Origin of the sequence: Mucilaginibacter sp. OK098 (assembly GCF_900142915.1) — a bacterium.
Classification (GTDB): Bacteria; Bacteroidota; Bacteroidia; order Sphingobacteriales; family Sphingobacteriaceae; genus Mucilaginibacter.
In genome coordinates, this window is record NZ_FRCM01000006.1 from 471,051 (window position 1) to 483,671 (window position 12,621).

Sequence of the window (12,621 nt, forward strand, 5' to 3'; positions counted from 1 at the left end):
CAATTACACTTTAATATTATGAAAACGGACCATATTTACAAAATAATTAAAAGCACGCTGATACTTTTATTCCTAACGTTATCAACCACGTTGATGGCCCAGCAGACCATCATTAAGGGAGTAGTTACAGATCTGCGTACCCACGAAACCATGCCGGCTGTAAGTGTTTCTTTTGACGGTACCAGCATAGGCGGCACTACAGATGTTCAGGGCAATTACAGAATTAGTACCGACGGAAATTATAACCGCATCAAGGTTTCATTTATAGGGTATAAAACCTTTTATAAGGATATTACCCCTGGCAGTGCGCAAACTATAAACATCTCTTTAAGCGAAGACCGGAGAACATTAAATGAGGTAGTTATAAAAAGCGGTAAAAAAACCAGGTATACCAATAAGAACAATCCCGCTGTGGAACTGATCCGCAAGGTGATTGCTCACAAGGATCAAAACAGACTGGAAAATTTCGACTATGCTGAATATCAGCAATACGAAAGAATGATATTTTCATTGAGTGATCTTTCTGAAAAGTTTAAACAGAAACGGATCTTTAAGAATTATCAATTCTTGTTTATGGAGCAGGACTCCAATGCAATTGGCGGAAAAAACCTGCTGCCGGTGTACATGGAAGAAAAACTTTCTGACAACTACTTTCGCAAATCACCATATGTTAAAAAACAAGTGGTCCAGGCCAACAAGCAGGTTAAGTACGATGAGAACTTTGTAGATAATGAGGGGCTTAAGGCATACTTTAACCGCATGTACATGGATATTGAGATCTACGATAATAATATTCCGTTATTGGGTAACCAGTTGCTGAGCCCAATTGCCAATGGCGCACCATCGTTCTACAAATTCTTTATTACCGATACCATCAAAGATGTGAGCCCGCAATTGATCGAGTTGAGTTTTACCCCGCGTAATACTACCGATATGCTTTTTGATGGTAAGATCTACATTACGATGGATGGCAACTATGCGGTACAAAAAGCGGTATTGTCGGTAAATAAACACATCAACCTCAACTTTGTGCGCCAAATGCAAACCACCCTGGCTTTTGAAAAAACAGAAGGCGGACGCTACCGGCTGAGCCAGAGCGATTTGAAGATAGACTTTGGGCTGAACAAAAATAAAGGTGGTGGTGTGTATGGCGAGCGTGTGGTGATCATCAATAACTTTGCAGTTAACAAACCACGCCCGCAGGAGACTTATTCAGGTCCTGCGCAAATGATCGCCTACAATGCGACAGAAAAAGGGGATGAATTTTGGAAAGCTAATCGTCCTGATACCCTGAAACCGGGACAGGCAGACATCTATAAGAATATTGACAGCCTGCAAACCATCCCATCCTTTAAACGGACAATGAAGCTGGTTACACTTTTTGTGGCAGGGTACGATAATTTAGGGCCTTTTGAAATAGGGCCGGTAAATACCTTTTACAATTTTAACCCGGTAGAAGGTTTCAGACTGAGATTAGGCGGACGTACAACTACAGAACTGAGCAAACGGTATTACTTCGAGACCTATGGCGCATATGGTTTTAAGGATGAAAAATTTAAATATTTTTTCAGCGGCACGTATTCCCTGAATAATAAATCGATCTATTCCTTCCCGCAGGACTATATAAGAGCCAGCGTACAGCGCGACACCAAGATCCCGGGCCAGGAACTTCAGTTTGTACAGGAGGATAACTTCCTGCTCTCATTTAAGCGTGGTGATCACGGCATTTATACCTATAACGATATCTTTAGGCTTGATTATGTGCATGAGTATTTGAACCATTTCTCCTACAAGTTTGAGCTAAAGGCCTGGAACCAGGCGCCAACAGGATCATTATATTTTCAGAACATTATTGCGGGACAGCCAAATACTATAAATAGCCTGCAAACCACTGAATTGTCAATGGAGTTGCGGTACGCACCTCATGAAAAATTTTACCAGGGTAAATTATACCGTACCCCGATCCCTGACAAGTACCCTATCTTTACCCTGCGGTACCAGGAAGGGATCAAAGGACTTTTTAAGGGCGATTACAATTATCAGAATGTTACCGGTAACATCACCAAACGCTTTTATCTTTCACAACTGGGTTTTGCAGATGTTTCGGCAGAGGGCGGGTATATCTTTAATAAGCTGCCTTATCCGTTACTGGATATCCAGCATGCCAACCAAAGCTATGCATTGCAATTGCAATCATATAACCTGATGAATTACCTGGAATTTGTTAGTGACCACTATGCCAGCATCAATATTGATCAGCATTTTAACGGGTTCTTTTTTAACAAGGTGCCATTGTTACAATCATTGAAGTTAAGGGAAGTAGTATCATTCAAATCAGTATGGGGTGGCGTAAGGCAGGAAAATAACCCGGCCAATGATCCCAACTTATTGCAATATCCGGTGGGCGGCAGTGGCAAACCAATAACTTATACGCTAAACAACGGCCCTTATATGGAAGCAAGCGCAGGTATTGAGAATATCTTTAAGCTGTTGCGTTTAGACCTGGTTAGAAGGCTTACTTACCTTGATCACCCTGACGCGCCAAAATGGGGTGTAAGGGCTTTTGTTAAATTTCAATTCTGATCACCTTAAATTCTATGTGCAATTTAATTGTATAAAAATCGTTAAACTTGTAAACCTGGTTGACTTTATTGGTCAGCCTGGTTTACTTAAATTGATAAACTAAAATTATTATAAAGGCCTATTATTAATCCCTACTTAAACATTAATATTAAAGATCATGTTAAACGAGGAAGCAACCAGAATGACGAGCAGGCTATTATACCTTTTGAAACGACTTTCGGATGAATGGTATTGTACAAAACTTTGCCATGCTAACCTGGAAGGCTTTAATAATTCGCATATCCCATTGTTTATGAGTATAGGCACCACAGGAATTTCCAATAGTAAGCTTGCGGCAAATTTAAGTATAACCAAACAGGCAGCCAGCAAGGTGATTAAAGAACTGGAAGAACTAAAACTCGTAAGGAGTGAAAAATGCAGTACTGACGGGCGTTCAATGATGTTATATTTAACAGGTGACGGGATCCGCTTTTATGAGCATATTAAAAATCAAATGACAGAGCTGGAACATGAGTACAAGAAAGTGGTTGGCGCCAGGAACTATGAAACCGCTATCAATGTAATGCTGAAACTTGTTGAATACCACGAACATCTGAACCACGAACACCTGAGCAAAGCGGTGCTGAATTGAATTTCAGGCTAAAGCTGCCACAGGCCTTGATCTTTGCCAGCCTTATTGTCAATGGTTCACACTCAGGCCTAAGGCATCCAAAATATACTGGATCAGCAGCGGTTGGTCCAATACCGCTAAGTGGCCGGCATTTAGCACTTTTAACCAGCTCAGCAGCCCGCCATTTTGTTCAAAACCGAGCACTTGCTTATTATCAGGGCTTCGCCATTGTTTGGTGACCGCCATCTTAAACTCAGCCGCGGCAATACCATCCAGTTTGTTCAGCCATTCGCCGGTGCCCAGGAAATTGCAGTCCTTGGCATCATTAAGGCCCGAGATAACTAAAATACGTTGTTTAGCGCCGCCTTCAATCACCGTGCCTTCCAATAATTCTTTAACTATATGCGCAAAACTGTCGTTCACCTGCGGCGTATAGTTTTTGGATACCACCTCCGACCAGTTTTGGGTTACCGTTGTACCCGGGCCAACAGCTGGCGCATGCACCGCTTTGCGGAAATCATCGTCGTTAAGATATTTCATAACCGGGTCGAAGGATGGGTCAGCAGTTTGTGCAATATTAGCCATATAACAACCGCTCAGCGTTTCTATTTCAAAGTTGACAGTTGGGAGGCTAACATTTTTATCCAATATTTCCTTTTGTTCGGCAGAGATCAGGCCATGATTGAACGCATAAGCGGTGTTAGTAGCCATCTGCACCCAGGGGTCAACCCAGGCATCAAGCAGCACGGTGCCGCATAAATTAAGTTTGGCGCCGCCCGGTTTAGTATTGCCTTCAACAATCAGTTTGGCAAGCAGTGGCAGATAAGTACCGGCGTATGATTCACCCGCAAGCACGATGGGGTTCTTAGCTATCTCAGGGTGTTTGGTCAAAAAATTCAAAAGCGACTGGTAATACTGTTCCATCCCCTGCTCAACGGTTTTGGGTGCGTCTTCATCCCTGGCGAACGAGATGGTTACAGTTAGCGGGTGTTCAAAAACCAGGTAATTGGCATACTGGTTCCAGGCATGGGCGCGGGGCGTTAAAACCATAGCCGGGTCAGTCCCTTCGACCATTGATATTTCATAAGGCCCATTTTCGAGGAAGAAACCCCAAAAGCTGCTTGAACCAGGTCCGCCATTTGTCCAGATAATTGTGGGCCGTTTGGCGTAGTCACCGGTGCCTGCAAACCAATAGAATAATCCTTCATCCGGTCCCACCGGATTCGCGCTTCCTGTAACGGGCGAATATCCTGCAAACTGAACGCCTTCTACTTTATGTCCAGATGTTTTTAAACCAGGTAAGGTGAGTACTCGGTCATCCGTAATTGCCGAAACAGGCATTCTATCTTTCATGATCTCGATTTAAGTTGCTATAAATATACAGATATTTTAAATGCGAGCTATGGATGGTTTTTTTCTTAGAGCAGGAGGGTTCGAATCCCTCTGGCTCCACTTTTGCCCTTTACGGGTTGGTGGTGACAACGGCAGCAAATGAATAAACGTTAGCCATTGTGTCGCTATGAAACTTTAATGCTATATTCGGGTAGAAAAATGAGATGTTTGACAACGACCTCGAATATAAAATAATCAAAGCAGATGCTTCAATTTCTCACTTTGTTGAAAGGTTTTGGATGCTTGCCAATCATTCGGACAACGATAAAGAAATTGTAGTTATCCCGGATGGCAGAATAGACATTTTGTTCTCTTGTTCAACAACAGAGCCTTTCCACATTACCCTGATGGGCCTGGAAAGTGAACCTACACAAACTACTTTCCCAAAAAAGACTTTATTTTTTGCCGTCAATCTTAAATTGCTGGCTATTGAATACTTGCTTAACACCAGCATTTCAAATTTAGTAAATCAGGCTCTGCAGTTACCGCCTGACTTCTGGGGAATTACACGAGATGACTTAAATGATTTTTATAAATTTTGTGAAAAGATTTCCAACAAAATAAAAACACTTTTGCCACAGGAAACAGACAACCGGAAACAAAAACTTTTTGAATTAATATACGCATCAAACGGCTCACTCACCGTTAAGGCATTATCCGAAAAAGTATATTGGACCAGCCGGCAGATCAATCGTTATTTTAACCAGCAATTTGGACTTTCATTAAAAGCTTATTGTAATATTTTAAGATTCAGGGCCTCATTTCAACATATTAAAGAAGGTAAGCTTTTCCCAGAGCAAAATTTTACAGACCAGGCCCATTTTATAAAGGAAATAAAAAGGCTTTCGGGTGTAACGCCAAAAGAATTATTCAAAAACAAAAACGACCGATTTATACAATTCTCTGCCCTACCCCCAAAGTAGCTTTGCATCATAATTAAAATTGTAATTATGATGATCCAAAATAAAAAGATAGCCATTGTTGGCGGCGGACCTGGCGGCTTGACTCTTGCAAGGCTTTTACAGCTCAAAGGAGCAGATGTAAAAGTGTATGAAAGAGATATCAATAAAGATGTAAGGGTGCAGGGCGGTGCCCTTGACCTTCATGCCGAATCGGGTTTAGCTGCATTAAAAAAAGCTGGTTTGATGGACGCATTTAAAGCCAACTACAGGCCAGGAGCAGATAAAATCCGTATAACAGATAACCAGGCAAAAATTCATTTAGACCAACACACAGAAGAATCAACTGAAACATTTGGCCACAAAAATCATAGGCCTGAAATTGACCGGGGGCCTTTGAGAGAGATCTTATTGAGCTCATTACAGCCGGATACGGTTGTTTGGGACAGCCGTATTGTATCTATAGAACCCATCCAAAGCGCCTGGAAATTAGTTTTCGAAAATGGTAGTTCCACCGTGGCAGATCTTGTAATAGGGGCTGATGGCGCAAATAGCAGGATCAGGCCATTTGTTACGGATATCAAGCCTTTTTGGACAGGCATAACGATGCTGGAAGGCTCAATAAAAGATGCGGAAAAAACAGCGCCCATTATTCATAAACTATTGAAAGGAGGTAAGATCTTTGCTCTCGGAAACGAAAAAACTTTAATAGTAAGCTCAAAAGGCGACGGTAGCTTTGGCTTTGCAACAGCTTGCAAAACAAGTGAATTTTGGTATAAAAAAAGCGGGATGGACTTTACAGATAATACGCAGGTATTGGCCTGGTTTAAAAAGGAATTTTCAGAATGGGGCAGCATTTGGTGGGAATTGTTTAGCAATGAAAAAACACTTTTCATTCCACGGCCACAATACTGTATGCCATTAGATCAAAAATGGGAAGCAAAATCAAACATAACACTTATAGGCGACGCAGCCCATTGGATGCCACCATTTGCCGGCGAAGGCGTAAATATGGCAATGTTAGACGCGCTGGAATTGAGCGAAAGCCTTACAGATCAAGCACTTGATAACACACAAACCGCTATTGCAAATTATGAAAAACAGATGTTTGCAAGATTTGCCAAAATAGGACAGGCAACATTATTTAATACCGAATGGATGCACAAGCCCAAAGCACTTGAAAATATGCTGACCATGTTTAGCAGGAATATTCTGAAACAGGCCACGTTTATTGGTAAGATGTGGGCAAGTGTTACTTTAATTCCATTAATCCGTAAAGCAGTGGGGCTTTCTCCAGGGCAAAACGCGTTGACATAAACAGTCAATATTTTGGTAATAACGGGTTGTTTGGTAACTTTAATTAGTACATTTAAAATGTTATCCCATTATAAATTAATAGTTTGCGATGTCACTTAGTTTGAGATTATGAAAACACCGAATTACACAAACGGGCACTAAAAATTACAAACAGGGATAATATAATATGGTTAATTGAAGCTATGAAAAATTCCGACATCACCGATCCGCAATTTCTTCAGGCTGTTGAAGCGATAGACTCCGGCAATATTAATGAACTCGAAGGCATAATTTCCAAACATCCACGGTTGGTAAAGGAAAGATTGCGCACAACGGAGGCCGGTTATTTTAAAGATCCTTACCTGCTTTGGTTTGTTGCTGATAATCCCATTCGCAATGATAAGCTCCCTACTAATATTGTAGAAGTAACCCGTGTACTTATACAAGCGGTAAAACACGGGGCACCCAATACTTATCATAGTCAAATTGACTACGCTTTAGGGCTAATAGCCACCGGACGGATCCAGCGCGAATGTGGCGTACAGATAGCCATGATGGATTTGCTGATAAATGCCGGCGCAACTCCCGGCGACTGTATTGGAGCCTTAGCACATGGCAATATCGAAGCTGCTCAACATTTAATTAACCGTGGCGGTAAACTAACCCTGCCTGCGGCAGTTTGTTTGGAACGCATGGACGATATTCATCGTTTAGGGGCCGGAGCAAGTGCCGGTGAAAAATTAACGGCGCTATCGGCGGCAGCATTCTACGGCAAGGCGGATATGATAAAACTTTTATTGAAGATGGGCGCTAATCCTAACGGCTACCCCGAAAGTAATTGCGGCTTCCATAGTCATGCTACACCATTACACCAGGCCGTTTCTTCTGGTTCACTGGATGCCGTAAAGCTATTGGTTGAAGCAGGAGCAAAACTTGAAGTTCCGGACAAAGTTTATGACGGATCACCTTTAGGATGGGCAAAACACATGCAAACCGATGACTATTATGATGAAGCAGGCAGAATGAATTTTGTCGAAATAGAAGCGTATTTAGAGAAAAGGAAATAATAAAAGGATAGCACGAAGGGTTTGGTGCACACCGTGATTCAAACCTCCAGGGTATTTTTTATGCACGCCCTCGTTGGCGTGCATAAAAAACCTTGATGAATTTTGTTAAAACTTATAAGCCAATGTTGTTAACAACTGGCGCGGGGCAATTGGCGTAATGCTATAATTATCATGGATCAGATAATTCAATGTATTGGTAACATTAGTTACACTTGCCAATAGCGAGAACTTTTTATAAGTATATCCGGCAGAAAGGTCAAGTGTTGTAAAGCCGCCAACGGGAACCAGCCGGCTGTAGGCTTGTATTTGCTGAACCGCGTTGTTGTAGCCCGCCATCCTCCTGCCTGTATAAAATGCTGTTGCTCCAACCTTAAACCCTTTTAGGGTTGGATTGCCAAATGTATAGAACAGGGTTGCATTAGCCGTACTTACCGGGCTGATAACTAATCGCTCGCCCAATATAGGCGATCCTTTTAAACCCGACACTTTTGTATAGCGTGCATTGTTGTAAGAATAGCCCATAATAAAGTAAAAATTCTTTGAAATATGGCCCGTTACATCAACATCAAAACCATCACTGGTAGTTTCTCCGTTAAGTTGTTTAAGGGTGTTATCACTGTTAATGGAGCCATCGGCTTTAAAGGGCGCTACCACAGCCAGGTTGCTGTTAATAATACGGTACACGCTCAAGTTAGCAATGATCTTGCCGTCAAACAATTCATTTTTTAAACCTGCTTCATACTGGTTCACCAGCGATGGCTTAAGGCCCTGCCCTGTGTTTACATCTGTGCCGCTATTAACCATAAAGTTATTGCTGTAGCTTATATATACCGAGCTTGTACTAACGGGCTGGTATATGAACGCTACTTTTGGTGAAAATGCACGATCATACCGGGTTATAGCCGTTCCATTGCCTGAAATTTGTTTTTGCAGGTATTGAATATTGGTTTGATAGGTTTGCTGCCATGACCACCGGATCCCTGCCAATACTTTAATTTTATCTGTAAGGCTCACCAGGTCCTGCACATAAGTGCCTAAACGATATACTGGGGCCGTAGTGCGCGCTGTATCTGTAGCGTTTGGAATATCGGTACGCTGAGTATATTTATTCAGGTCAATAGTATTTATCTTATCATAAACATAAGTGCTGATATTTTTGCCGGCAACGCTGTAGCCATTGGTAACGTTTACAACTTTGGTAACATCGGTTCCAACTAATATTTGATGGCTTATTGAGCCGGTTTTAAATTTACCGGTTAAATTTACCTGGCCGGTGTAGTCATTTTCAATAGTTTTTGCGCGGGCCAGTCCCCTGTTCCATTCGCCTGTTGCGCTTACCGTATTGGGCAAGCTGGCCTGGTACGAGTCTATGTGGGTCCCCTGCCCGGATATAATAGCATTTAAGTGCCAGTTATCATTAAACTGGTGGTTTAAAGTGGCCATACCAGAAAACTGATCCATATGGCTATATGCCCATGAAGTGTTGATGTATTGTGAGCGTGGCACCATTGTAGGAATTGCCTGGCCATTATTTAAAGATCCTATGCCAAAATCGGGGGTCAGGCTTTCTTTTAAATAATCGCCCTCAACCAGCAGGGTTGTTTTTTTTCCGAGGTTAAATAATAAAGAAGGATTTACATATTTCCGCTCGGTATAAACGTGGTTGCGGTAGCTGCCGTCGTTTTCATAAACCCCGATCAGTCTAAAGGCCACATCTTGACTAAGGGGCCCATAAATGTCAACACTGGGCTTAAACATATTGTAACTTCCGTACCGCATGGAAACCTCGCCGCCACTCTCAAATTGCGGCTTTTTTGTAACCATATTAATAATAAGGCCGCCAGATACGTTACCATAAAGCAGTGCCGCACTTCCTTTTAATACCTCTACAGATTCCAGCGTACTTGCTTCAGGAAAACCGGCAGTATTGGTTAATACACCATCCTTAAAAATGCTGCTTGATGCGCCGGTTATACCAATACTGTATCCACGGGCAGAAAACGTTTCACCTACGCCGCCTCGTGTTTGCGTTAACGAAACACCACTTACATTTTTAATGGCATCACCCAAACGGTTAATCTGCTGGTCTTCAATAACCCGGCTGCTTACCGTTCCGGTACTTTGAGGAAGATCAAGGGCGCGAATATTCGCTTTATCCAATGATACAGGCTTAGGCGTTCTATTTGCACTAATAACTACCTCATTAAGCTTCGCCGAATTTTCGGTTAATGTAAAATTTACTGTAGCTGTTTTTGAGGCCAGCACGGTAACCGGCTTTTCCTGGCTTTGTGTTCCAACAAATGAAACCACCAAAGTGTAGCTCCCGGGCTTAATATTACTGATAACAAAGCTACCATCGTCCCTGGTACTGGTCGTTCTGTTTAGTTCCTTTACAGATACGGTTACAAATGCTGCTGGCTGGCCATCAGATGTTTTAACTATCCCTGAAATTTTGCCGGTTGCAAGGTCGTCGTCTGCTTTAACGATGTTGCAAACTAACACCAGCATCAAAAAAAAGAATGTAGTAGATAAGTTGTATATTATTTTCACGCTTTATTTAGATTAAGTCTAATTAAGCGCAAAGATATAATCACAATCTGAATTATAAAATATTATTTATAATTAGTTTAAATAAGCGTTGCAAATATTAATGCACCCGCTTCAAAAGATGCATAATATTCTATTAACTAATCTTATAAAGAACGACTGAAGGCTTTTTATTCATTATTTTAATTATTGTTGGTTTTGTAGGCTGCAAGCCCGCTGTTTAAATACTTTAAATAATTCTGTGGGTCAAAATCAGCACCCTGCGGCGGCACCAGGGGCAGCTGTGTACCCGGATCAAGCAATACATAAAAAGGCTGCGAATTTGCCTGGAATCTGCTGGTTTGCAAATAGCTCCATTTATTGCCTATTGTTTTAATACTTCTGCCTTCGGGCGTTGTAGTTTCTTCATTAGCGGCCAGGGTTGTTTTATCGTCTACATATAACTGGATCAGCACATAATCCCCGGTAATGGTTTGGTAAACTTGCTTATCTGTCCAAACGTTGGCTTCCATTTTCCGGCAGTTTACGCAGGCATGGCCGGTAAAATCTATCATAACAGGCTTATGTACCTTTTTTGCGAAGGCCAGGCCTTCATCATAATCAAAAAACGGATTGAAGCCTTTGGGCTTGTCGAACAAAGCCGCATATTTATGAGGCTGATCATCAGCCTGTAGGCTGCTACCTGTATTATTGTTCCCACCGGGCGAATAAAGGTCGAAATCCTGCGTTGCCTGCGGAGGGAGGAATGCCGAGATTGATTTTAGCGGGGCTCCCCACAAACCCGGTACCATATACATGGTAAATGATAATACAATGATAGCCAGGAATAGCCTTGGCACCGAAATGTAAGGCAGCGGACTATCATGCGAGAATGTTAATTTCCCCAGCAGATAAAATCCCATTAAAGCAAATATCACTATCCAAAGCACCAGGAATATTTCCCGGTCAAACCAATGCCAGTGATAGGCCAGGTCGACATTGGAAAGGAACTTTAACGCCAGAGCAAGTTCAAGAAAACCTAAAGTTACCTTAACACTATTAAGCCAGCCGCCAGACTGCGGCAGCGATTTGAGAAGGCTCGGAAACAAAGCAAAAATTACAAACGGGATTGCAAGAGCAAGCGCAAAACCGAACATGCCGATTGCAGGCCCCAGCAGCGCACCGCTTGTAGCAGCCTGTACCAGCAAGGTACCTATTATAGGGCCTGTGCAACTGAAAGAAACCAGTGCCAGCGTTGCTGCCATAAAGAATAATCCGGCAAGGCCACCCTTATCCGAGTTTTGATCCATTTTGTTTACCCATGAATTAGGTAAAGTGATCTCAAATGCTCCTAAAAATGAGGCTGCAAAAGCTACGATCAGCAAAAAGAAACCGAAATTAAAGATGCCGTTGGTCGACAGGCTGTTTAATGCATCTGCCCCGAAAATTATGGTAACCAGCAATCCCATCACCACATAAATGGCTATAATGCTGATGCCATAGATAATGGCTTTTGCTACAGCGCTGCCTTTTTTATCGCCTGATTTTGTAAAATAGCTCACCGTTAACGGAAGCATCGGAAAAATACAGGGCATTAACAGTGCTGCAAAGCCCCCTCCAATCCCGGCCAGGAAAATGGCCCATAACGATTTGTTTTCCTGTTTCTTAGCTACAGCTTTTGCCTGTTTCACTGTAACGGGCTTTTCAATTTTTGGCCTGGCAGGATCCGGTGTTGAAGGACTAAACTGCACCCCTGCCGAGGATACCGAATCCTGCGCTTTAACATGGTTAAAAGCAAACAACATTCCAAAAGCCAGGAACATTAATAGCAACAATTTATGTTTGTTAAGTATCATAATTTATAATAAATTTTAATTTGGCACCTTCATTATTTTAACCTGTTCCACAATTCCTGTGGCTAAAAGCTGGTCTTTTAGCAGCTGCACCTGTTCAAAATCATTTGTGCGGAATGACAATAAAAAGATCCGTGAATTGCCATATGATGTGCGGTTCACGATATTATAAGGCAGAAAATTAAATTCGTCATCATAACTGCGCATATCTGAAAGCCATTTTACCGGCGCTACTACAATTTCGAGCTTATAAAGGCAAGTTGCAGGATCCCTGGTAACCGGTTTTTCTGCCAGCGTACCTTCATGTTTTACCGCACATGAAAACAGCATAAAACTATATACAAGGCAAAGGCATAGCCCGGGGTAGCCCCAAATCCGCATCTTTTTCATTTAAA

9 protein-coding genes are annotated in these 12,621 nt (G+C 42.1%); 5 read left to right on the forward strand and 4 right to left on the reverse strand.

Annotated features, from left to right (window positions below; translation table 11 throughout):
- The first annotated feature begins 18 nt into the window (after positions 1–18).
- A complete protein-coding gene (locus BUE31_RS21910; RefSeq protein WP_073405979.1) occupies positions 19–2,583 on the forward strand; it encodes a DUF5686 and carboxypeptidase-like regulatory domain-containing protein in 2,565 nt (854 codons plus the stop codon).
- Positions 2,584–2,740: 157 nt separating this feature from the next.
- The gene (locus BUE31_RS21915) at positions 2,741–3,214 is read left to right on the forward strand and encodes a MarR family winged helix-turn-helix transcriptional regulator (protein WP_073405980.1); all 474 of its coding nucleotides are present in this window, start codon (positions 2,741–2,743) and stop codon (positions 3,212–3,214) included.
- Between the two features lie 48 nt (positions 3,215–3,262).
- Here BUE31_RS21915 and BUE31_RS21920 read toward each other — a convergent pair whose 3' ends face one another.
- On the reverse strand, positions 3,263–4,546 hold the full coding sequence (locus tag BUE31_RS21920; RefSeq protein ID WP_083620188.1) for a S10 family serine carboxypeptidase-like protein: 1,284 nt from the start codon (positions 4,544–4,546) through the stop codon (positions 3,263–3,265).
- 203 nt (positions 4,547–4,749) lie between these two features.
- Here BUE31_RS21920 and BUE31_RS21925 point away from each other — a divergent pair, with 203 nt between their 5' ends.
- The 3 genes from BUE31_RS21925 (at position 4,750) to BUE31_RS21935 (ending at position 7,847) form a co-directional block, all read left to right on the forward strand.
- Complete coding sequence (locus BUE31_RS21925) at positions 4,750–5,508, forward strand: helix-turn-helix domain-containing protein (protein WP_073405982.1); 759 nt, start codon at positions 4,750–4,752, stop codon at positions 5,506–5,508.
- A 27-nt stretch (positions 5,509–5,535) separates the two neighbouring features.
- Positions 5,536–6,801, forward strand: coding sequence for an FAD-dependent oxidoreductase (locus BUE31_RS21930; RefSeq protein ID WP_073405983.1), 1,266 nt, complete (start codon positions 5,536–5,538; stop codon positions 6,799–6,801).
- Positions 6,802–6,983: 182 nt separating this feature from the next.
- Positions 6,984–7,847 carry an ankyrin repeat domain-containing protein gene (locus BUE31_RS21935; RefSeq protein WP_073405984.1) on the forward strand — a complete coding sequence of 288 codons (864 nt, stop codon included), beginning with the start codon at positions 6,984–6,986 and terminating at the stop codon, positions 7,845–7,847.
- 105 nt (positions 7,848–7,952) lie between these two features.
- On the opposite strand, the gene BUE31_RS21940 is transcribed toward BUE31_RS21935, so the two are convergent.
- From BUE31_RS21940 to BUE31_RS21950, 3 genes are all read right to left on the reverse strand, one after another.
- Positions 7,953–10,397 carry a TonB-dependent receptor gene (locus BUE31_RS21940; RefSeq protein WP_234997886.1) on the reverse strand — a complete coding sequence of 815 codons (2,445 nt, stop codon included), beginning with the start codon at positions 10,395–10,397 and terminating at the stop codon, positions 7,953–7,955.
- A 179-nt stretch (positions 10,398–10,576) separates the two neighbouring features.
- On the reverse strand, positions 10,577–12,229 hold the full coding sequence (locus BUE31_RS21945) for a protein-disulfide reductase DsbD family protein (protein ID WP_073405986.1): 1,653 nt from the start codon (positions 12,227–12,229) through the stop codon (positions 10,577–10,579).
- Between the two features lie 15 nt (positions 12,230–12,244).
- Complete coding sequence (locus tag BUE31_RS21950) at positions 12,245–12,616, reverse strand: hypothetical protein (RefSeq protein ID WP_073405987.1); 372 nt, start codon at positions 12,614–12,616, stop codon at positions 12,245–12,247.
- Positions 12,617–12,621: the final 5 nt, after the last annotated feature.

Coding starts and splice junctions, on each gene's coding strand:
- BUE31_RS21935 (WP_073405984.1), top strand. CDS start 6,984: ATGAAAAATTCCGACATCACCGATCCGCAATTTCTTCAGGCTGTTGAA.
- BUE31_RS21930 (WP_073405983.1), top strand. CDS start 5,536: ATGATGATCCAAAATAAAAAGATAGCCATTGTTGGCGGCGGACCTGGC.
- BUE31_RS21950 (WP_073405987.1), bottom strand. CDS start 12,616: ATGAAAAAGATGCGGATTTGGGGCTACCCCGGGCTATGCCTTTGCCTT.
- BUE31_RS21910 (WP_073405979.1), top strand. CDS start 19: ATGAAAACGGACCATATTTACAAAATAATTAAAAGCACGCTGATACTT.
- BUE31_RS21915 (WP_073405980.1), top strand. CDS start 2,741: ATGTTAAACGAGGAAGCAACCAGAATGACGAGCAGGCTATTATACCTT.
- BUE31_RS21925 (WP_073405982.1), top strand. CDS start 4,750: ATGTTTGACAACGACCTCGAATATAAAATAATCAAAGCAGATGCTTCA.
- BUE31_RS21920 (WP_083620188.1), bottom strand. CDS start 4,546: ATGAAAGATAGAATGCCTGTTTCGGCAATTACGGATGACCGAGTACTC.
- BUE31_RS21945 (WP_073405986.1), bottom strand. CDS start 12,229: ATGATACTTAACAAACATAAATTGTTGCTATTAATGTTCCTGGCTTTT.